Below are 20,842 nucleotides of genomic sequence, written 5' to 3'. Positions count from 1 at the left end.
GGGTGTCAGGATGCCCGTGCTGTCGATCCCTGTCGACATGAGTTCGAGCGCGGCCTCCGCACCGATGGGAACCGTCAAAGGAGGAGAACCTGCACGGGAAGCCGGAACGGCCGCCATCGCCGGTAGAACCGGCCTCCGGGACGTCGAGATCCAGGCTGCGCCTGAGACCGTCAGGTCAAGGCGTCGAGCGCCTGGATCAGGCGCAAGGCATGTTCGCGGCGCGCCCCAAGGCCCATGAGCCCGACGCGCCAGACCTTGCCGGCCAAGTCGCCAAGACCGGCGCCGATCTCGATATCGAACTCGTTGAGAAGGTCGTGGCGCACGGCGTCGTCGACACCCTTGGGGAGACGGACCGAGGTGAGCTGAGGAAGCCGGTACCCATCGGCGGCGAACGGTTCGTAGCCGCGCTCGACGAGGGCGTTGCGCAGGAAGCGGCCTGCGTCGTGATGGCGGGCCCAGCGGGCATCCAAACCTTCGTCGAGAACGAGTCGGAGACCTTCGTGGAGGCCGTAGACCATCGAGATCGGTGCGGTGTGGTGGTAGGCCCGACGTTTCTCTCCATCTTCCCAGTAGGAACGCAGGAGCCGCGCGTCCAGGTACCACGACTGCACCGGAGCGGACCGGGTCTCGAGCTTCCACTCCGCACGTGCCGAGAACGTGATCGGTGCCAGGCCCGGTGGCACACTGAGGCATTTCTGCGTGCCCGAAAAACATACGTCGATCCCCCACGAGTCGACGTCCACCTCGATGCCACCGAGGGACGTGACCGCGTCGACGATGAGAATCGGGTCATCACCGATCGCTGCACGCAGCTCGTCCACCGGCTGGCGCATGCCCGTGGAGGTTTCCGCATGGACGATCGCCACGACCTTGGCTCCCCGCTGCGTGACCGCGTCCGCAATCTGGTCCGCGGGTACCGCCGTTCCCCAAGGGGCATGGATCTCGCTGACGATTCCACCTGCGCGTCTCGCCATCTCGGCGAGACGGGCCCCGAACACGCCCGCGACGCCGACGACCACCCGGTCGCCTGGCTCGACCATGTTGACGATCGCCGCTTCCGCTCCCGCAGATCCGGTACCCGAGACCGGGAACGTGAGACGGTTGGCGGTCTGGAATACCTCGCGCAACGCGATCGTGACCTCATCCATGATCTGGATGAAGACCGGGTCGAGATGTCCGAGAACCGGTTTGGCCATGGCTGCGAGGACAGACGGCTCGACCGGCGAGGGGCCTGGGCCCATGAGATAGCGGCGTGGCGGCTGGATGCGGTCCATGATGCCCACGATACCCCAGTTGTCGCCGACGCCGGATTCCCATTCTGGGAGCCAGGTTTGAGAGTCCCTGGTTCTTGGCGCTCGGGCACCGTCCACCGGGTACGATTCTGTCCATGACGCTCGTAGCGGATCTTCAGTCGGCGCTCGACCCGGAGCGCGTTCTCTCCGACCCGCTGCGGCTGCACATCTACGGCAAGGACTCGGGGATGAGGCGCGGTGACCCGACCGTCGTGGTGTTGCCGGAGACGACCGAGGAAGTCGTCGACGTCATGCGCATCGCGGCATCCCACGGCTTTCCCGTCGTTCCACGGGGCGCAGGTACCGGTCTTGCGTCGGGGGCGATCGCCATCGGCCCGGCGATCATGGTTGCCGTCGCCAAGATGAACCGGATCTTGAAAGTCGATCCGATCGGAGCGACGGCATGGGTCGAGCCAGGCATCGTCAACCTCGACCTGTCCAGGCAGACGGAGTCGCTCGGTCTGCACTTCGCTCCCGACCCGTCGTCGCAGTCGGTGTCGACGGTCGGCGGCAATGTCTCCACGGGCGCGGGTGGTCCGCACTGTCTGGCCGAAGGGACGACGGTCGGGCACATCCTCGCCGTGGAACTGGTCACCGCCGACGGCGAGGTGGTCACGATCGGATCGGAGGCTCCCGACCCGATCGGTCTGGACCTCAGGGCGGTCGTGGTCGGCTCCGAGGGCACCCTCGGAATCGTCACGAAGGTGCTCGTCAAGCTCACGCCGAACCCGCAAGAGACCCGGACGGTGCTCGCGGCATTCGAACGCATCGAGCAGGCCGCGGCGGCCGTCTCGGCGGTAATCGGAAGCGGGATCGTTCCCGCAGCGCTCGAGATGATCGACCGCGAGATGACGATCGCTCTCGAGAACTTTCTCCACGCAGGTCTGCCCGTCGACGCGGGCGGGCTGCTCCTCATCGACGTTTCCGGTCACGCCGCCTCGGTAGACGTGGAGCTTGCAGCCGTCGAAGAGATCATGACCGCCGAAGGCGCATTCGACGTCACCACCGCATCGGACGAGCGGCAACGAGCCGAACTGTGGAAGGGGAGGAAGTCGGCGTTCGGGGCCGTGACCCAGATGGCTCCGAACTACTACCTGCAGGACACATCGGTTCCCCGCACGAAGCTCGTCGACGTCGTCCATCAGATCTATGAGATCGCTCAGCGGCACAACCTCGTCATGATGAACGTCTTCCATGCAGGTGATGGGAATCTCCATCCGATGATCACATTCGACGCAGCGGAGCCCGGTGTGCTCGATCGTGTCCACGAGGCGTCGAAAGAGATCCTCGCGGTGTGTGTCGAAGCCGGAGGAACGCTCAGTGGTGAGCATGGCATCGGACTCGAGAAGCGAGACTTGATGCCCCTGATCTTCAGCGACGTCGACCTCGACGCGCAGGCGTGTATCAAAGAAGCCTTCGATCCGGACGAGCGCTGTAATCCCGGCAAGGTGCTGCCCCCCGGCTCGCGCAAGACGGACCAGCGGGTCGGCGAACGATGACTTCGATCGCCGTGGTCCGAAAACGTCTCGGGAGTCTCGTCGGAGCCCCGATTCCCGGAGCACCGGAGGGCGCACTGAGCGCCGCTCCCGCATCGGAGCAGGAGGCCGCCCGCATCATGCAGGTGGCGAGCGAGTACCGGTTGCCCGTGCTCGTTCGTGGTGGTGGAACCCATCAAGGCTATGGAGCGGCCGTGGACCCGCTGATCGTGGTCTCGACCCGTAACCTTCAGACCCTGGACTGGCGTCCCGACGATCTGACTGCCACCGTCGGAGCGGGTGTTCGCGTGGCCGATCTGGAGCAACGACTCGTCGAGGGTGGACAGACGGCGGTCCTGCCGGAGGATCCGGGCGACGCGACCATCGGCGGGGTTGTCGCTGCGGGTATTTCGGGACACCGACGCCTGCGGTACGGGCCGACACGCGACCGGGTGTTGGGTATGACGCTGGTCACCGGAGACGGACGGATCGTTCACGCCGGAGGCACGGTGGTCAAGAACGTCTCCGGCTACGACCTGTCCCGGCTGGCAGTGGGGTCCTTCGGACGTCTGGGCATCGTCACCGTGGTCAGTCTCAAGCTGTGGCCGCGACCGCAGTCGATCGTCACGATCGTCGGTGTGTGTCCCGAGAACGCCTTGAAGGTCGCGTATCGGCCTCTTGCGGTCTTCGAGGTCGATGGCCAGGGCTCCGTGGTCGTCGGCGGCCTCCCTGCAACGGTGAAGGCCGAGGTCGATGCCCTCGGCGGAGAGTCTCTGCCGGGAGCGATCTGGCCCGCACCACTCCAGTCGCCGTTCCGCTGTGTTCTGAGAGTGCCGGCGCGTCTAACCCGTCAAGGCGTCGAGCACGTGCCGTCGGGATGGACCTACCGGGCGGCCTTCGGCGTGGGTGAGGTGCGGATGGGCGCGGAGAATCCGGACGAGGCCGTTCTTGTGAAGATGCGAGAGTGGGCGGAGTCCGTCGGTGGAAGGTTGGTCGTGGAAGCCGCTCCCGACGATCTGGCTTTCGATCCGTGGGGGACCGCACCGTCGACGGTCGGCATCCAGCGGCGGCTCGTCGCCATGTTCGACCCGGCAGGAATCATGAACTCCGGCCGTCTCCCCGGAGGGATCTGATGGTCTGGATCACCCCGGAGGCGCCGACCGCGTTGGATCTGGCCCAGTGTGTGGGATGTGGTCTCTGTCTCGCAGTGTGCCCCACGTATCGTCTCACCGCAGACGAGACGGCATCGCCTCGAGGACGGCTGGCGGCCATGGTGGCGGCAGCCGATGGAATCGTTGCGATAGACGGCACCTTCGACGACGTCATCGGATTCTGTCTCCAGTGCCGTGCATGCCAGGTGGTATGTCCCGCACTCGTTCCGTTCGGGAAGATGATCGAAGGAGTCCGGGCAGAGATCAACGTGCAGCAACCGTCGCTTGCCCGCCAGGTACGCAACAGGGTCTTGGGACGATGGGTCGCGAAGCCCGGGCTGGTCAGGTTGGGCATCGGTGCGGCAGCTTTGGTCCGTCGTGCGGGCCTGAGCCGATGGATGCCGAAGCTTCTTGCGGGCCTCCGGCCATCCGCCCGCATCGAGTTGCGCGGGCGGGAGTTCGCTGCGATCGGACCCGAACGAGGAACCGCCGCCCTGCTGCTCGGATGTGTGATGGAGTCGGGATTCCCTCAGATCCATGTTGCGACCATCGAGACACTTCAGCGAGCCGGATACAGAGTCGTCACGTCTCCAAACCAGACCTGCTGTGGTGCCCTGGCCGCCCACGAAGGTGCCGCGCTCGAAGCCCGGCGGCTCGCCCGGCGCAACGTAGCCGCTTTCTCCGGAGCCGACGTCGTCATTGCCGACGCAGCCGGGTGCAGTTCCCACCTGAAGGAGTACGGACATTGGGCCGGAGAGGACGGGGCGGACCTGGCTTCGCGAGCCAGGGACGTGACCGAGGTCGTTGCAGAGGCCATCGAGGCAGGGTGGCTTCCCACTTCGAACGTCGACCGGGGACCCGTTGCCGTTCAGGATCCATGCCATCTCCGGCATGCCCAGCGCATTGTCGACCAACCGCGCATCATCCTGCAGGCCGCCGGCTATCGGATCGTGGAGATCGACCAGGAGGGGCTGTGCTGTGGTGCGGCCGGCGCATGGGGGCTGCTCCATCCGGAGGCATCCGAGGCGCTCGCAGACAGGAAGGTCTCCCAGGTCCACCAGGCAGGCTCGACGATCGTCGCATCGGCCAACGTCGGCTGTGAAATGCAGCTTCGTTCCCACCTCGAAGGGTGGTACAGGGTCGTTCATCCCGTCGAGCTGTATTGGGAAGCGGTAGTCGATGACGCGGTGGGGACGGTAGGCTGAGCGCTCCGGAGGGTTGCGTGCAAGAGTACGACACGACCACGATCTATGTGAGTCCGCTGAGGCGGAGGTTACGCCTGTTCTGGCGTGTGCTCGGCACGACGTTCGACGTCGGCCTGATGGTGGTGGGGAGTGCGCTCGTTGCGGTGGCGGCGGTTGTTCTCCTCGACGGGTTCGGCGTCGTCGAACTCGGTCTCACGACGAGCACCGGTGCCATGCTCGGTTCCAGCCTCGTCATCGCGGTGTTTGGCGCTTTCGCTATCGGCGTCGCCGTGGAAGGCCCCGTTCGTCAACTCCGCGAGCACTCGACTCGCGAGCTCGAACTGGCCGTTGCCAGAGGCATTTCTTTACTCGTGACGGGGATCATCCTGCTTGTGATCGGGCGGATCGGACTCGGCTACATCGGAGACCTCCCTCACGTGTTCGACCAGTCCCTCGAGGTCGTCGTCGCGACCGGCATTGCAGGGTTCACGTGGACGCTGGTCGTCGGCCTCGTGGCGTTGTGGGGTGTCCGGCGCGTGTTCGCCGATCGCCCGTGGCTCGACCAGGTTGAACTGCCGATGCTCTACGTCGTGTGGGCGGTCGGTGTGGCCGTCGTCTACGGCATGCTCATTTGAGCGAAGCCATCCTCTGGAGCGCCTTCTCGATCGTGGCTTCGTCCTTGCAGAAGGCGAAACGCACGAGTGAGGAACCATCCTCGCTCCGGTGGTAGAAGGCACTCGGTGGAATCACCGCGACGCCAACCTTGGTGACCAGATGCCGGGCGAACGCCACGTCGTCCGAGAACCCGAAGCGCGTGTGGTCGGCCAGCACGAAATAGGTGCCCTCTGGTATGAACACCTCGAATCCGAGGCGGACGAGGCCGTCGGTGAGAAGGTCACGGCGGCGTCGGTAGTCGGTGATGAGTTCGGTGTAGAAGGCATCCGGCGCCCTGAGGGCTGTGGCTGCCGCGTGTTGCAGCGGTGTCCCGGTCGCAAACGTCACGAACTGGTGGGCAGCCCTCAAGCCGGCGGTCAGCTCGTCCGGACCGACGGCCCAGCCGACCTTCCATCCGGTCAGGGAGAACGTCTTGCCGAGAGACGAGAGTGTGATCGTTCGTTCCCACATGCCCTCGAGCTGAGCGAGCGAGATGTGGGCGCCGTCGAACACGAGATCTTCGTAGACCTCGTCGGTGATGGCGATCGCATCGAACTCCTTACAGAGCGAAGCGACGGTTTCGAGTTCCGGCCGCGAGAACACCCTTCCGGTCGGATTGTGCGGCGTGTTGAGCAGGATGGCGCGCGTCTTGGGGCCGAAGGCAGCACGCAAGTCTGCCTCCTCCAGAGCGAAATCCGGTGGCCGCAGGGTTACGAACCGAGGAGTGGCGCCTGCGAGTGCCAGGTCTGCCGGATAGGAGTCATAGAACGGTTCGATCAGCACGACTTCGTCGCCGGGGTCCACCAGACCCAGGAACGCGGACGTGAGCGCCTCGGTACAGCCGGAAGTCACCGTGACGTGTCGGTCGGGGTCCGTGTGGATCCCGGTTCTGCGTGAGAAACGGTCGGCGATGGCGTTGCGGAGCCGGGACACTCCGGACAGTGGAGCGTACTGGTTCCGGCCGTCGCGAATCGCCGCGACAGCGGCCTCCTTGACGAAGTCCGGACCGTCGAAGTTGGGGAAACCCTGACCCAGATTCACGGCCTCGTGTTCGAGCGCCAACTGGCTCACCTCGGTGAAGATGGTCTGGCCGAAGGCCTGAAGACGTCGTGCGGTCTGCATTCGCGCAGACTAGTGCCTCGTCCGGTGACGTCCGGGCGGTCGATGCCCGATATGAAGCGCGCGGTCCGATCGGCGGCAAGATCACTCCGGTACGTTCAGCCTTTCCGGCTGCAACGGTCGGTCCCCCTCCCGGCATCACCGTGCTCCTCAACGCTCCCTTCGCCTTCCGGAGGCGCGTTCGGAGCGGAAGCGGGCAGCTCCTTCGGCGGCGGTGCCCAGCACGTCGATGCCGAGTCGGCGCTCGAGATCGAGGCCATCTGCAAGAGGCATTCCGAACCCTCCGAGGAGCGCGGAGCGATCCGAGCGAACCGTCGCCTGGGGGAAGGAGGCGATCTCGTTGGCGAGCCGGATTGCTGCATCGAGATGGGTCCCTGCCGGCACGACGCGATCGACCAGGCCTATCCGATGCGCTTCGTCTGCGTCAACCGGTCGCCCCGTGAGGATCATGTCGAGGGCGCGCCCAGTACCGATGAGCCGCGGGAGGCGCTGCGTGCCACCATCGACGAGCGGCACGCCCCACCGGCGCTCGAAGCAACCGAACACGGCGTCTTCGTCGGCCACTCGAAGATCACACCACAAGGCCATCTCCAATCCTCCGGCCACACAGAATCCTCCGACGGCGGCGACCGTCGGTTTCGTGACTTCGAGTCTGGTGAATCCGAGGAATCCCTCGGGGCGGTCGGAGAGGTCGAAGTCCTTGAGGTCGGCTCCGGCGGAGAAGTGGCCACCGGCGCCCGTGAGGATCCCGACCGTGGCGGTGTCGTCGGCGTCGAAGCGCCGCCACGCGTCGAGGAGAGCGTCGGCAGTTTCGCGATTGATGGCGTTGCGTCGATGCGGACGGTCGATCGTGATGACCGCGATCGGTCCTATCCCTTCGTAGTTGACCGGCATGGTTTCCTCCTTCGCCGAAGTGATGAAAGCACAGGCCTCCTAACATCGCTTGTTATGAACGACGCCCGCGAGCACTGGAACCGGCGATATGGTGAAGGCTGGCCGATGGAACCCTCTCCATTCTTGGAGTCGATTGTGGACCTTCTTCCTCGATCGGGTCGTGCGCTCGATGTCGCAGGGGGGAATGGTCGCAACGCCCTGTGGTTGGCCGATCGCGGGCTGAGTGTGACGGTTGTGGATGTTTCCGACGCGGCATTGGCGATTGCCGCGGAAGCTGCTCGAGATCGCGGGCTCACCATTGATCTGGTCAACGCCGATCTGGAGAACGATGCTCTTCCTGTCGGCCCATGGGACCTGATCCTCTGCTTCCACTACCTGCAGAGAGACCTCTTCCCGAAGATGGTCGAGGCACTCGCTCCCGGAGGTGTGCTCGTGTGCGCGATAGCGACGGTCCGAAATCTGGAGCGGCATGCGCGGCCCCCTCGCGAGCATGTCCTCGACGAAGGCGAGTTGCCGGGCCTGGTGAAGGGCCTGACCGTGGTCCGCTTCGAGGAAGCCTGGTTCGACGACCGCCACGAGGCACGCCTGGTGGCCACGCGTAGCACTTGACCTGCGAACCCAGGGCCCGTAGGGGTCGCCACGACCCCTACGAGCCCTGGGTTCAGAGGGAGGGTCACGCTTCGTGAGGGCTTGGCACCGAATCAGGTGATGGGACGTTCGTAGACGAGGAGGTGGTGGCCGACATCGAGCCCCGCCCTTCTCGCCGCCTGATCCGTCCACGTGGCCTTCGGCAGGAGGAACACGATTCGCTCGGCGGCCTCCGATGACGCCCTGTCGATTGCCGCGCGGAGAAGTCGATACACATCATCGGGAGCGGCCATCACCCACGAAACCCAGAACGTGTCCGGTCCGTCGTCGTCGGCCTCACCGACGAGCCAGCCTGCCGGGCAGACCCACAGCGCCCGCCGCCGGGCCGCGGCGGCCAGGTCGTACGCGTGCAAGCGGCGCCAGGTCCAGCGTTCGGTGATGAAACCGTGGCTCACGACTGCCATCGATCCGGCAGACCATGCGAGGTAGGCGGGTCCGGCCTCCGACTCGCCTGCAAGGGTGAGGTGCTCGTCGGATGGAACGTGACTGCCTCCGTTGCCGGCGACTCTCGGTGCGGCATTACCGATGGGGCGTTTCCACATCGTCCACCTGGAAACGTTCCGGAATCCCGATCGTGTCACCTGGGCCTGGGCGGCGGTGTTCCAATCCTCGATGGCAAGTCGCAGAACCTGGGCGCCCTGTTCTCTCGCCCACTGCTCACCGGCCTCGATGAGCTGAGACGAGATCCCCTTTCTGCGATGATCGGGGTGGACTCTTGCTCCCTGGCTCCACACCTCGGTAGGAGAAAGCAGGCTCCACCGTGCCATGGCGACCGGTGTGTCGTCCGGGCCGACGGCGACGGCCGTCTGGCCTCGTGGGTCGTTCAGCCACCGATCGAACTCGTCGGTGATGTAGTCGCCCCAGGCGAATGTGGTCTGTGTGAACGCTGCAATGGCCTCTTTGTCGGAGGCGACGGCGGGTCGAATCCTGATCTCCACAGCCCGAGCGTACCGACCTACATCCGCTCCGGCACAGAGATGCCGAGAAGATCGAGTGTGAGGATGAGTTCCCGAAGGGTCACGGCGACCAGACTCAGCCAGGAACCGCGGCGTTCGGGGTCCTGCTCACTGAGGATGTGGCACTGCTCGTAGAAGCGGTTGAAACGGGTCGTGAGATCGTAGGCGAACTCGGCGATATGGTTCGGAGCCCGCAACTCTGCTGCCCTCGCGATCGAGTCGGGCAGGCGAGCCAGGAAGAGCATCAGATCACGCTCGACATCGGTGGACGGGTCCGTGATCGGTCCGGGAACAAACCCGTGTTCGGCGGCCTTGCGCAGGATCGACCGGATTCGCACCGCGCCGTAGAGCAGATATGGTCCGGTCTTCCCCTCGAACGAGCTGAACCGGTCCAGATCGAAGACGTAATTGGACGTGCGGTGGTTGCTCAGGTCGCCGAACTTCAGCGCAGCGAGGCCGACGGCCTTCGCTATCTCTGCTCGTTCCTCGTCCGGATAGCTCTCTGCGATGCGAGCTTCGGCGAGGCGTGTGAGGGCGGCGTCAGTCACCATCGCGATGAGATCCTTGAGTTTGAGGACGCCACCTTCGCGTGTCTTGAACGGCTTGCCGTCGGTGCCGTTCATCGTGCCGAAGGCAATGTGTTCGAGGACGACGTCGTCGGGAACGACTCCGGTGAGCCTGGCCGCCCTGAACACCTGGATGAAATGCAGGGCCTGCCTTGCGTCGACGACATAGAGGATGTCTTCTGCCTTCAGCTCGGTGATCCGCTGGTCGAGGGTGGCGAGGTCGGTTGTCGTGTACAGGTAGGAACCGTCGGATTTCGTCAGGAGCATAGGAGGAATGTCCATCTGGTCGTCCTCCTGCGCGACCGGCACCACGAGAGCACCGTCACTCATCACGGCGCGACCGGAAGACTTGATGCGTTCGAGGAGCGGTGCGATTCGGTCGTGGACCGTGCTCTCGCCGTACCACAGGTCGAACTTCACTCCCAGGGCCTCGAAGTCGGCACGTTGTGCGCTGATGGAGACATTCGCGAAATGTTGCCAAAGTGCCCGGTAACCGGGTCGTCCATTCTGCAGTTCGGTGGTTGCCCGGCGAGCACGCTCCGCTTCGGCTTCGTCTCCTGCGACGCGCGCCGCTACTGCTGGATACATCTCGTGGAGGTCGTCGAGGGTGACGGGCGACTCGGCCGGGTAGGGGCCACTGAAGGATGCGTCGAAGTAGGGAAGGTCCGGGTATCGGCGTTCCACCTCGATGATCAGCATTCCCATCTGTGTTCCCCAGTCACCCAAGTGGATATCGCTGGTGACATCGTGACCGAGGAATCGAAGGAGGCGTTGGAGAGAGTCGCCGATGATCGTGGACCGGAGATGACCGACGTGCATCGCCTTTGCAACGGTGGGACCACCAAAGTCGACGATGTAACGGACGGGATGCTCCACCAGGTCGCATCCGCATCGCTCATCGTCCACGACCGCCTGGGTCATCGCAGCAATTGCGGCATCGGTCAGCGTCAGGTTGATGAATCCGGGCCCGGCGATCGACACTGCGGCGAACATCTCCGTGGCTCTGAGGGCATCGATGACGGTCTGGGCGATCTCGCGCGGGTTCCTACCTACGCTCTTGGCGGCCGCCAGGGCGCCGGTGCACTGGAACTGGCCCAGGTCGGGGCGTTTGGAGATGGCCACGGATCCGTAGGAGCGGTCCACTCCGGCGACTTCGAAAGCATCACCGACGGTTTCTGAGAGACGCGCGAGGAGAGACATAGGGTAGAAGGGTACCCGCTGACGGTCCCCTGGTCACCGGCGATCGGCCGGGTCAGTACTTGGACAGTTCCAAGGCGTGCTCGACGATGCCGGCCGTGTTGGGCATGACCATTGCCTCGAGCTTGGCGTTGAACGGGAACGCCGGCACATCGGGGCTGGCGTAGCGACGGACCGGCGCATCCAGGTGCTCGAACGCCTTGTCCGCGATCTGTGCCGCGAGTTCTGCTCCGTATCCACCGAATTCATTGTCCTCATACACGATGAGTACCCGAGTCGTCTTTTCGACAGAGGCCTCGATGGTCGGCCAATCGAGGGGCTTCAGCGTCCTCAAGTCGATGATTTCGGCGGAGAGGCCAAACTCCGCAAGCTGAGCAGCGGCTTCGAGAGCGAACCGTGCCATGGTCCCGTAGGCGAGAATCGTGAGATCGGTGCCCGCCCTGCGGATGGCGGCCTTGCCGAGTGGGACACGATACTCCCCGGCAGGGAACGGACCCGTCGCCAGTCGATACAGCTTCTTCGGTTCGAGGAACATCACCGGATCCGGATCCTCTACCGCGGACCAGAGCAGACCTTTGGCGTCGGCCGGTGTCGACGGGATGACGACTTTCAGCCCGGGTATGTGCGTGTAGAACGCCTCGACCGATTGCGAGTGGTAGAGGGCGCCACGGATGCCGCCGCCGTACGGTGCGCGGATCACCAGTGGGCACTGCCACCTGCCCTTCGTGCGGTAATGGATGCGGGCGACCTCCGAGACGATCTGGTCGAAGGCGGGGTGGATGAAGTCCGCGAACTCGATCTCGACGAGTGGTTTCTTGCCGGCCGCCGCCATGCCGACGCCGACACCGACGATCAGGGACTCGGCGAGTGGCATGTTGAAACTGCGGTCGTTTCCGAAGGCGACCTCGAGTCCCTGTGTGGCTTTGAACACGCCCCCTTTGGGGTCGGCGACATCTTCACCGAAGACCACCGTGTCCGGATAGCGCGCCATGATCTCATGCAGCGTGCGGTTGATGGCTGTGATGAGATTGGTTTCCTCGCCTTCGACTGGCGGTTCGGGTTCCACGGCAGGCTGTGCCGGAGTGATCGGGTTGAGGTACACGATCGAGAACGGATCGTCGGGATCCGGAGCGGCCTCGACTGCGGCGACGGCCTGCTTGATCTCTTGGGCGATCTCGGCCTCCATGCGTTCGTCGTCCTCGTCGCTCAGCAGGCGTGCCTCGATGAGGTACTGGCGGAGTTGGCCGAGAGGGTCGCGCCGTTTCCACATCTCGACCTCCTCACGGCTGCGGTAGAGGGTGTCGTCATCGTCCGACGTGTGCGCGTAGTAACGATATGTTCGCGCTTCGATCAAGGTCGGCCCGTCACCTCGCCGAGCGCGATCGGCAGCGTCCCTGGTGACTTTGTACATCGCGAGCGGATCATTGCCGTCGACAACCACTCCGTATACCCCGTATCCGGCCGCTCTGGCGGCGATGTGTCCACCGACTTCCTCTCGTTCGGGCACGGAGATGGCGTACTGGTTGTTCTCGATGAGGACGATCAGCGGCAAACCATGGATCCCGGCAAAGTTCATCATTTCGTGCCAGTCGCCTTCGGACGTGGAGCCTTCGCCACCCGATACGAACACGATCGCTCCGGTACCGTCTCGCTGGACCACCTTGGCGATGCCTGCCGCATGCGGGTACTGCGTTGCGATGGGTGAGGAGTGGGAGAAGATACGACGTTCCCGCAGCGACCAATGAGATGGCATTTGGCGTCCCCCGCTCGAGGGATCGTCGGCCTTGGCCATGACACCAAGAAGCACCTGTTCGGGCGTCAAGCCCCAGGTGAGCACGGTGCCGAGGTCCCGATAGTACGGGAGGGCCCAGTCGATGTCGGGGTTCATCGCCATCACTGGAGGAACCTGTGATCCTTCCTGCCCGGAGGCAGAAACGACGAATGCAGCCCGCCCTTGGCGGTTCAGCGCCCAGATTCGCTCATCGAGTCTTCGTGTGAGCAGGATCCCCCGATACATGTTGACGACCTGCTCGTCGGTTAAGCCCAAGGTCTTGTGGTTGTCCTGTAGCTCGGCAACGACTTCCACCGTTTCTCCCTTCAGTCGCCGTCGATCCCGCAACATCCGGCGGGGACGGGCGTGTGCTGATGTCCAAGAAAAGACTTGGTCCCGCCTGCGGCGGGACCTGATGCTGTGGAACGGGTTGTGCGAACAATACGAAGTCGTAGGGCGACCTCGACGCCGAGAGGGGTTATGCCGTAGACCGCTACTCGCATTCGCGACTGCTCCTTCCCATTGTCCGGTGCTATCAGTGTAGTGGGCCGAGAGCATGATTCTCCCGGAGAATGCCCGATCTTGTGTCTGTCAATGATCGTGGCTGAGTAGCATGCCGCCTGTGATTCGGACAGCTTTCCTGCGTGTGTACCTTCCCGAGCAAACGTTGCCCGGGCAGGTCGTTGTCGACCATCCGCCGATGCCTCACATGGCTGCAGGAACCTTCGGCCTCCTTGCAGAGCCGATGCAGGACGATGCGCTGCTCGCGGAGTGGCGGGGAAACCGGTTCCTCTGCCCGCGTTTTCCTCGGCTCCGTGTGTTGGAAGGTCTGCTCGCTTTCCACAACGCGTACTCGGACATCGGCGGTGACGCGATCGTGCCGGAGCAGGTGGCTGCCAGGGCGGCCGATGAGCTCTCCCGTCTCTACGACCGTCAGCCGTCGCTCCGGTCGCACATCCTCACGTCGGCATGGCACGTGCCGTTGCGCTGGTTTGTGGCCTTTGATTCGACAGAACGTGAACTGGTATCGCGAATCGATGGCACGTCGATTCGGTATCGGACTTCGTTGGTGCAGGCGACCGACCGGGTGACTTCCGCCCTCGACACGTTGCGGGGGGCAGGGTTCGAGGATGTGGTCACGGAGGAACTCGACGAGTTTCGAACCTGGCTCGACGACTTTCCTGCAGTGTCGATGGTGGAGCTGGACTACGGGTCCGTCGCGGGGTTCTTCAACGATACCGAGTTGGTATTCGATGAGACGGCCGGTGATGTGCATGCATCCTTGGAAGCTCTGGATATGGGCGACTTCAAGACGGCGGGGGACCGTTATGGGGAAGCGGTGGCCCATTGGGCACCGTTGATGGCGGTCATCCACAGCAATTAGGAAGCCGTCGAGCAACACCGGCCCAAGAAAGTACGTGGATTCCTTCCGCCACCGAGGCCGCCTGCCATGGACCCCCTTCGGCCCTGGCGGACCACCTTCACAACGCTCGTCAAGACTCCCTCCGTCCTCGGCCGGATCTCCGAGGACACCTCCCCCAAGGAGCGAAGCGACTTGTTTCTCCCCCAGCGAGCGAAGCAAGCGTTGGGGGGAGTACGGCGAAGCCGGAAGGGGTCGGCGGAACGGCGTAACGGTTGGGGATCGAGGCACTGGGGAAACGTCGATGGTGGACGCGACAGCGGCGACCTGCCAGGGAGAAGGTCGCCGCCGTCACAAACAGCCCATCCAGGAACGGACTGACGGGGCGAGCCTACTCAGAGGTTACTCGACGTCGAGTCGGCGAGTGGAATGTGTGAGGAGAAGCCTCTTCTCACCCTATGTGAAGTCGGCACGAGCCTGTCCCCCAGGTCGGGTGACCTGGGGTTTTGCTGGTGGCCAGGGGCAGAATCGAACTGCCGACCCCAGGTTTTTCAGACCTGGGATACCCCAGGTACATAGTCATGTCTGTGCTCAAAGATGCTTGCTTGTGCAATCGGACCGTGATTCACACGCACAAGTACAAGAGGGATCCAAAGAAGAGCACCGACCGCAACGACATCTCCTGGCGAGCGGTCTGGAAGGACCCGGCTGGGCAGTGGCAGACGAAGGCCGGCTTTCGACCAAGGCCGCGGCAGAAAGGTTCCTCGAGAACGTCACCGCCGATCTGATCACCGGTTCCCATACCGACCCGCGACGACCGTTGACGACGTTCGAAAGGCTCGCGGAGCAATGGTCCGTACCCTTCGGCGACATTGACAACCCCGGGCTCCCGCTCTGCCACCTCCACGCGCCTCAACCGGAGAAGGGGGAATCGCAATACCGATCCGTGGAGATCAGGCTCAGATATCGGCTAGACCTTCCAAAAGGCGCACTTATGTCTGTGTCGGTGTGGGAAATCGAGTGCATCGAGGAGTTCGAGGAATGGTGGCGAGGACTCGCCGAGGAGCAGCAGGAGGCGCTCGACGAACGAGCGATGTTGTTCGCCGAGCACGGCCCCATTCTGAAGCGCCCTGCGGTAGGCGAAGTCACGCCATTTCGCCATCCCCGAATGAAGGAACTGCGGGTGTCCGAGGGCGGGGCGTTGCAGGTGCTGTTCGTGTTCAGCCCACGGCGACACGCATCCTTTCTCTGGGCGGGGACAGGTCAGGGCGATGGGAGGAGTGGTACAAGTGGGCGATCCCGGTCGCGGAAGACCTCTACGACACCCATCTCCGAGAGCTGCGAGATGAAGGGCTACTTGACGAGGACCCGACCGACTGAACAGGAGAACTGCTGATGCCTTCCACCAAGAGCTACCGCCGGCTTCACGAAGAAGCGGTGGCGCGTCCGGGCGCTTCCGAGCGGCTCGATGCGCTACGGGAAGACACACCGCCTGAGATCGGCCTCTATGAGCTTCGTCGTGCCCTCGACCGTTCCCAGACCGAGTTGGCGGCCGAGCTGGGAATCAGCCAGTCCGCCATCTCACATCTCGAGCGGGCCGGTGACGTGAAGCTCTCCACTCTGCGCAACTACCTCAGATATCTGGGAGCCCGTCTCGAACTGCTGGCTGTGTTCGAGGACGACGACGAGGAGCACGTCGTCCCGATCCTCATCGGCGGCAAGGTTGCGTCTCGAGTAGATTGCCATGGGGGATCGTGGTCAAACGGCCCATGGCTATCCGGTAGACCGACGGCGACTCCAGCAGCAGGAGAGGGCGGCCGGAAGCTCGGTGGGCGGCTTTGGGTAAAGGGTGTGTAGTCGTCCGGCTTGGCGGCGAGAAGGTCATCCTGCAGGACGATGGCTCTTCGTCGCCCATGTGTGATGTCAGGGTCGAATACCGAGATGGTTCAGCAGGATGCGGTGAGGCCGTCTTGGACCTCGACCCTTCCGACGGCGCGATGACAAGTGAGGTCCGGAAGCGCTGCTTTCGAATCGGGCTGTCCTCATATCCCACACTCCTTGGCACGGACCCTTCGGTCCAAGGTCATCGCGCAGCAGGGCGGTTGGGTCGGTTCAGTCCGGGCGCTCGGATTCAGTCGGCGGCCGGGATCGATCGGCGGCGCTCTCGTTGCGGAACGATCCGGGATTGCCTTCCGCCCAAAAGGATGAATGCCCTGGGAGTGAGTTCGTTCAACATGACTGGGAATCCGATTGAGACATTGACGTGAATCAGGTCGCCCGACGTGGTGGCGTGACTGGCGACGACCGGGTCACCAGAGCTGTGAGGAGTCCAACGATCAGCGGGAGAACCAGGACCAGGAACCCGACGCCCAACCAGGGAATCACCACCTTTGAGCTCCGCATCACACCGAACGGCCCCGAGTAGTAGCCGTCTTGGGACAGCCCGAAGATCTTCACGGTCCCAACCGCCAGGGGCACCGCCAGCAATGCGGCCAGTGCCGTATAGAGCCAGCTCTGGATCCCGAGGAACCGCCGGCGGATCGAACCGGGAGCCCCGACTGCCACGATCACCTCCATCTCCTCCTTGATCTCTGCCGCGGCGACCGCGGTCACCAGAGCGATCACGATCAGGACCGCGATCAGTGTGGCGCCGATGACGATCAGGAAGACCTGATTCCGGGTCAGGTCGGACCAACCGCCCCGAGTGTTTAGGCCGGTGAAGGCCAGCTCCTTCTGCTCATCACTCGTCAGCGGACGAGTGAGAGTGAACAAAACCAGCGGCTTGGTCTCAACCTCCCCCAGGCCGGCCACCATCGACTCCGATAGCAGAACCCGTGGCACCCCGGATCGAAGGAGCGGAACGGCGAGCTCGCGGGCTTGATACCTCTCACCGTTCATGAGAAACCAACTATCCCGATCTTCAACACCAAGAACGACCGCGCCGTCGGCTGCCAAGACTTCGCCGACCTCTGGCCTGCCGAGCGCGTCGACCAGATCATCATTGGCAATGGCGGCTCCCCATTCTTGAGACTGACCGCCGCCGACCAGCACAGTGATGTCCGAGCCGGCCTCAGACTGCCGCTGCTCCACCTCGCTCTTCAACTGAACGCTCACATTGACCATCGAGAAGACTGCGGTCTTGTCCGCCGGGACGATCGAAGCCAACTCGGCGATGTCGGAGTCGGTTATCGGCTCGTCAGTCGATCCGAAGTAGCCAAAGCCGTCGTATCTTCCAATGAGCAGAACTTGGTTGCCCGCGTCTGGGAGTCCATAGAGAAGATCGCGCGCCTGGTGAGTCTTCTGAATCGTCAGCGACAACGCCGGCGCGAGCAGGATCACCATTGTGGCGGCGACCGCAACCGACGCCCGGGTGCGGTGCCGACCCGAGTCGCGCAGTACCAGCCGAGGCGTCGACCTGACCCGGTTGGCGACGCAGCTCACCCAGGCCACGACCGGGCCGGCCAGAAGAGCGACACCGGTAACCATCAGAAGGGACCCGATGACAGCGACCACATTGCCCAGCGTCTTGCCGGCGGCGAGAGCCACCACTAGGAGGAGTCCTCCGAAACCGGCCATACCGACACCAAGCGGGGCCACCCACGGCCGGGGTGACCGCGCCGGCATTCGACCCTGCAACGCGATAGCCGTGGGGATTTTCGACGCCGTCCGAGCGGGGACCCATGCCGCGATTACGGATGCAGCGACGGCAACCAGGGCAGGGCCGAGTACATCCGCCAGGTTTAGATCGACCCCGCCGGCAAAGGTGGACGCGAACCGTCGCAGGATGGGTGATCCGAAGAGCAGGAGCAAGTAGCCCAAGGCGACTCCGGTCATCGCTCCCAGAAGGCCGACGGTGAACCCCTCGCCGATCACTGTGAGCCGGATATGCCGAGTGTCGGCACCGTTGGCCCCGAGAAGACCGATCTCCCGGAGCCGCCGCCGCGTCCCGGCAGCGAATGCCGCGGCCGCGATGAAGGCGACTTCGACCAGGATGAGAGCGGCGATCCCGGTGCTGATCACTGGAGGTGACGAAAGAAGGTCCGAATTCGCGGACTCGATGAAGACAGCCCTGCTCCCCACGTTGAGGTCAGGCAGTACCGCGAAGGCCACGTTCGACTCATCGACCATCTTGTATGCCGCCTGGATCACATCATTCTGGTTCGCACCTGTCTCCATCCCCAACAGCGCATGAACCTGTGCCTGGTCAAGAAAGGCATAGAGTTGGTTTGGCATGAAATCCAACGCCGGAGGCTTCGGAACCACCGCGGTGCTCGGCCAGAACCGATACTCATCTTCGTTCCATCTCTGCTGGAGCATTGCCGCGGATGTCGTTGGGTCATCGCCGGCAACCAGCCAGGTGCTCATGACGTTGTATGCGTACGGGGACGATGGCTCGCCGATCAAGGCATCGAACCGCTCCAGGCTGACCAGGACCATCGGTGAGTGCTCGACGATCGGCGGCCTCACCAGGCCGACCAGCTCGTAGCCCTCCTGCTTGGTGGCACCGAGTTCCAGCTGAATCGTGTCACCTATTCTGGCGTCAAGCAGTTCGGCAAGATCTGGAGTGACCGCCACCTGTGCATCGCCTGTAGGTGCCGCTCCTGCGATCAGCATGAGAAACGACTTCCCCATGGGAGCTGTCGTGTCCACATCCAACACGCTTCCGTAAGCCCGTTTCGCCAACCGGCCATACATCCGGTGATAGGAGACAACCTCGGCATTCGGATCGATGTCTGCCAGATTGGACGATATCCATTCGTCAGCTTCTGGGGAGTACGGGATCTGGATCCGGTAGTCGGCGTCACCAAATGTCGCCTGTGCCGACTCTTCGGGGGTCAGTTCCGAAGCGCGCATCACCCCGGCCACGATCACGGCCAGGGCCACGGGAACCCCAATCAGGGCAGTGAGAAAGAAGGTCCGCTTCCGGTTGCGCCAGGCGGTGCGACGAGCGACCCGGAGGGCAGCCCTGCGACCACTCATCAAAGGTCGGCCGATGTGAGGGGGACGCCGGATCGGACCGAGATACCCTCGATGCGACCGTCCCGGAGACGCACGACTCGGTCGGCCCAGGCCGCGAACACCGGTTCATGGGTGACCAGCAAGGCAGCCGCCCCGTTATCGCAGCGCCGCCGCAAGAGTCTGAGGATGCTCTCTCCGGTGGCCTCGTCGAGCGCGCCGGTGGGCTCGTCGGCGAGGAGGATCGACCGGGGACCGACCAGACCCCGGGCGATGGCTACTCGCTGCTGCTCGCCCCCGGAGAGCTGATCGGGGAACCGATCCTCCATCCCGCCCATCTCCACCTCGATGAGCGATTCCTCGGCGAACCTGCGCGCCACTTCGATAGCCACGCCGTCGAGTTCCAGGGGCAATGCGATGTTTTCCGCGGCGGTGAGCGAGGGAAGGAGGTTGAACTGCTGGAACACATACCCCACCGACACGCGCCGCAGGCGAGCCAGTTCCTTGGCGGTCATCGTCGCCAGGTTCTTTCCGTCGACCACGATCTTCCCGGTTGTGGGCTCATCGAGGGCGCCCGCCATGTTGAGCAGCGTGGTCTTGCCCGACCCGCTCCGGCCAGTGATAGCCACCAGTTCGCCGGGGCTGAGATCGAGGTCGATGTTGACCAGGGCGTCTACCCGCTGCGCCCCGGACCCGTGGGTCTTCCCGACCCTGACCATCGACAGGATCGGCTCGCTCATCTCACCACGTCCTCGATCTCAGGAAGATCGACCACTGCGGCCCTCCTCAAAGGTTTCTCTTCCTCCAAACGGGATTCCACGCGCTCCAACCATCGCAACTCGGCCTCGGCACTGAGAATGAGTCGATCGAGATAGAGCAGCCAAGCGAGATCAGCAGAATCGTCCGCCGCCTTCAACGCGGTGTAGTCCTGGAGCAAGCCCATGACGGCCCCACGCTGGATCTCGATGACCCGACGCGCATCGCCGGTCCCTGACGAGATGGCGAGGAGGATCTTGAGGGTGATCTCGTCCCGCCCGGCGGCGGCAAGTTCCACTGGCGTTGTCATCCACTCGGCGAGCGCCTCACGACCCAAAGTCGTGATCGTGTATTGGATCCGACCATGGATCTCCCCGTTGATCGGTTCCACCAGACCATCACGCACGAGTCTCTGCAGGGTCGTGTACACCTGACCAATGTTGATCCGCCAGGAATCTCCGGTGGCCGCCTCCAGCTCCAGCTTTATCTGGTAACCGTGAGCCTCGCCCCGGGACAGAACCGCCAGCAAGCCTTCCTTGATTCCCACCGTCTCCCCAATGCATACCGGGTATGTAGCGGACCATACATACCCGGTATGTAGATGTCAACCACGGTTGGGCCTAGACCGGTGGTGTCCCCGGCAGTCGAAAAGCTGTCGCGGTCCCCGTCGTCAACCATCACCCGAGGTCACACATCTGGCAGGTTTTGTCTGGTGAGCAATCGGTGAGCAATCACCCATCCGGGCCGGCGCTCGGGAGAGCACCCCAGGTTTGTGACCTGGGGTTTTGCTGGTGGCCAGGGGCAGAATCGAACTGCCGACCCCAGGTTTTTCAGACCTGGGATACCCCAGGTACATAGTCATG

At 63.8% G+C, this 20,842-nt stretch carries 16 protein-coding genes and 1 pseudogene; 8 read left to right on the top strand and 9 right to left on the bottom strand.

Annotated features, from left to right (window positions below):
- Positions 1–170 precede the first annotated feature (170 nt).
- Positions 171–1,274 (bottom strand): alanine--glyoxylate aminotransferase family protein, encoded by a 1,104-nt coding sequence (locus GXP34_14985; protein NOY57268.1) that lies wholly within the window; start codon positions 1,272–1,274, stop codon positions 171–173.
- Between the two features lie 113 nt (positions 1,275–1,387).
- Here GXP34_14985 and GXP34_14980 point away from each other — a divergent pair, with 113 nt between their 5' ends.
- The 4 genes from GXP34_14980 to GXP34_14965 are packed head-to-tail and all read left to right on the top strand — an operon-like array spanning position 1,388 to position 5,737.
- Positions 1,388–2,791 carry an FAD-binding protein gene (locus GXP34_14980; GenBank protein NOY57267.1) on the top strand — a complete coding sequence of 468 codons (1,404 nt, stop codon included), beginning with the start codon at positions 1,388–1,390 and terminating at the stop codon, positions 2,789–2,791.
- The gene (locus tag GXP34_14975; GenBank protein ID NOY57266.1) at positions 2,788–3,900 is read left to right on the top strand and encodes an FAD-binding oxidoreductase; all 1,113 of its coding nucleotides are present in this window, start codon (positions 2,788–2,790) and stop codon (positions 3,898–3,900) included. Before GXP34_14980 ends, GXP34_14975 begins: the two co-directional genes overlap by 4 nt.
- Positions 3,900–5,123 (top strand): (Fe-S)-binding protein, encoded by a 1,224-nt coding sequence (locus GXP34_14970; protein ID NOY57265.1) that lies wholly within the window; start codon positions 3,900–3,902, stop codon positions 5,121–5,123. The genes GXP34_14975 and GXP34_14970 overlap by 1 nt, the downstream gene beginning before the upstream one ends.
- 17 nt (positions 5,124–5,140) lie before the next feature.
- A complete protein-coding gene (locus tag GXP34_14965; protein NOY57264.1) occupies positions 5,141–5,737 on the top strand; it encodes a hypothetical protein in 597 nt (198 codons plus the stop codon).
- On the opposite strand, the gene GXP34_14960 is transcribed toward GXP34_14965, so the two are convergent.
- Positions 5,730–6,878 (bottom strand): aminotransferase class I/II-fold pyridoxal phosphate-dependent enzyme, encoded by a 1,149-nt coding sequence (locus tag GXP34_14960; protein NOY57263.1) that lies wholly within the window; start codon positions 6,876–6,878, stop codon positions 5,730–5,732. The two genes, GXP34_14965 and GXP34_14960, sit on opposite strands and share 8 nt — an antisense overlap.
- 147 nt (positions 6,879–7,025) lie before the next feature.
- Positions 7,026–7,769, bottom strand: coding sequence for a crotonase/enoyl-CoA hydratase family protein (locus GXP34_14955; GenBank protein ID NOY57262.1), 744 nt, complete (start codon positions 7,767–7,769; stop codon positions 7,026–7,028).
- 54 nt (positions 7,770–7,823) lie between these two features.
- Between GXP34_14955 and GXP34_14950 the strand changes: the two genes are divergently transcribed.
- Positions 7,824–8,378: a class I SAM-dependent methyltransferase gene (locus GXP34_14950; GenBank protein NOY57261.1), complete on the top strand. Its 555-nt coding sequence runs from the start codon at positions 7,824–7,826 to the stop codon at positions 8,376–8,378.
- A 92-nt stretch (positions 8,379–8,470) separates the two neighbouring features.
- Here the strand turns inward: GXP34_14950 and GXP34_14945 are convergent, their stop codons facing one another.
- From GXP34_14945 to GXP34_14935, 3 genes are read right to left on the bottom strand one after another with little or no spacing between them, the layout of a single operon-like run.
- A complete protein-coding gene (locus GXP34_14945; GenBank protein NOY57260.1) occupies positions 8,471–9,355 on the bottom strand; it encodes a GNAT family N-acetyltransferase in 885 nt (294 codons plus the stop codon).
- Between the two features lie 17 nt (positions 9,356–9,372).
- Positions 9,373–11,139 (bottom strand): arginine--tRNA ligase, encoded by a 1,767-nt coding sequence (argS, locus tag GXP34_14940; protein NOY57259.1) that lies wholly within the window; start codon positions 11,137–11,139, stop codon positions 9,373–9,375.
- A gap of 52 nt (positions 11,140–11,191) precedes the next feature.
- Positions 11,192–13,222, bottom strand: a complete 2,031-nt coding sequence (locus GXP34_14935) for a tungsten formylmethanofuran dehydrogenase (protein NOY57258.1) — start codon at positions 13,220–13,222, stop codon at positions 11,192–11,194.
- Between the two features lie 307 nt (positions 13,223–13,529).
- Here GXP34_14935 and GXP34_14930 point away from each other — a divergent pair, with 307 nt between their 5' ends.
- The 3 genes and pseudogenes from GXP34_14930 to GXP34_14920 all read left to right on the top strand — a co-directional run bounded on the left by GXP34_14930 (position 13,530) and on the right by GXP34_14920 (position 16,124).
- Positions 13,530–14,291: a hypothetical protein gene (locus GXP34_14930; protein NOY57257.1), complete on the top strand. Its 762-nt coding sequence runs from the start codon at positions 13,530–13,532 to the stop codon at positions 14,289–14,291.
- A gap of 970 nt (positions 14,292–15,261) precedes the next feature.
- Positions 15,262–15,647: pseudogene (locus tag GXP34_14925) on the top strand (diaminopimelate decarboxylase).
- A 15-nt stretch (positions 15,648–15,662) separates the two neighbouring features.
- Positions 15,663–16,124 (top strand): helix-turn-helix transcriptional regulator, encoded by a 462-nt coding sequence (locus GXP34_14920; GenBank protein ID NOY57256.1) that lies wholly within the window; start codon positions 15,663–15,665, stop codon positions 16,122–16,124.
- A gap of 411 nt (positions 16,125–16,535) precedes the next feature.
- Here GXP34_14920 and GXP34_14915 read toward each other — a convergent pair whose 3' ends face one another.
- The 3 genes from GXP34_14915 to GXP34_14905 are packed head-to-tail and all read right to left on the bottom strand — an operon-like array spanning position 16,536 to position 20,526.
- Positions 16,536–19,247, bottom strand: a complete 2,712-nt coding sequence (locus GXP34_14915; GenBank protein NOY57255.1) for an ABC transporter permease — start codon at positions 19,245–19,247, stop codon at positions 16,536–16,538.
- Complete coding sequence (locus tag GXP34_14910; protein ID NOY57254.1) at positions 19,247–19,963, bottom strand: ABC transporter ATP-binding protein; 717 nt, start codon at positions 19,961–19,963, stop codon at positions 19,247–19,249. The genes GXP34_14915 and GXP34_14910 overlap by 1 nt, the downstream gene beginning before the upstream one ends.
- Positions 19,960–20,526: a PadR family transcriptional regulator gene (locus GXP34_14905; GenBank protein ID NOY57253.1), complete on the bottom strand. Its 567-nt coding sequence runs from the start codon at positions 20,524–20,526 to the stop codon at positions 19,960–19,962. The genes GXP34_14910 and GXP34_14905 overlap by 4 nt, the downstream gene beginning before the upstream one ends.
- Positions 20,527–20,842: the final 316 nt, after the last annotated feature.

The organism is Actinomycetota bacterium (assembly GCA_013152275.1).
Taxonomy (GTDB): domain Bacteria; phylum Actinomycetota; class Acidimicrobiia; order Spongiisociales; family UBA4744; genus BMS3Bbin01.
The sequence above is the reverse complement of the archived record's forward strand: the minus strand, read 5'-3'. Positions and strand labels throughout refer to the sequence as shown.

Excerpts from the sequence above, each read along its gene's own strand:
- GXP34_14985 (NOY57268.1), bottom strand. The coding sequence starts at position 1,274 with ATGGACCGCATCCAGCCGCCACGCCGCTATCTCATGGGCCCAGGCCCC.
- GXP34_14980 (NOY57267.1), top strand. The coding sequence starts at position 1,388 with ATGACGCTCGTAGCGGATCTTCAGTCGGCGCTCGACCCGGAGCGCGTT.
- GXP34_14975 (NOY57266.1), top strand. The coding sequence starts at position 2,788 with ATGACTTCGATCGCCGTGGTCCGAAAACGTCTCGGGAGTCTCGTCGGA.
- GXP34_14970 (NOY57265.1), top strand. The coding sequence starts at position 3,900 with ATGGTCTGGATCACCCCGGAGGCGCCGACCGCGTTGGATCTGGCCCAG.
- GXP34_14960 (NOY57263.1), bottom strand. The coding sequence starts at position 6,878 with ATGCAGACCGCACGACGTCTTCAGGCCTTCGGCCAGACCATCTTCACC.
- GXP34_14955 (NOY57262.1), bottom strand. The coding sequence starts at position 7,769 with ATGCCGGTCAACTACGAAGGGATAGGACCGATCGCGGTCATCACGATC.
- GXP34_14950 (NOY57261.1), top strand. The coding sequence starts at position 7,824 with ATGAACGACGCCCGCGAGCACTGGAACCGGCGATATGGTGAAGGCTGG.
- argS (NOY57259.1), bottom strand. The coding sequence starts at position 11,139 with ATGTCTCTCCTCGCGCGTCTCTCAGAAACCGTCGGTGATGCTTTCGAA.
- GXP34_14920 (NOY57256.1), top strand. The coding sequence starts at position 15,663 with ATGCCTTCCACCAAGAGCTACCGCCGGCTTCACGAAGAAGCGGTGGCG.
- GXP34_14915 (NOY57255.1), bottom strand. The coding sequence starts at position 19,247 with ATGAGTGGTCGCAGGGCTGCCCTCCGGGTCGCTCGTCGCACCGCCTGG.
- GXP34_14910 (NOY57254.1), bottom strand. The coding sequence starts at position 19,963 with ATGAGCGAGCCGATCCTGTCGATGGTCAGGGTCGGGAAGACCCACGGG.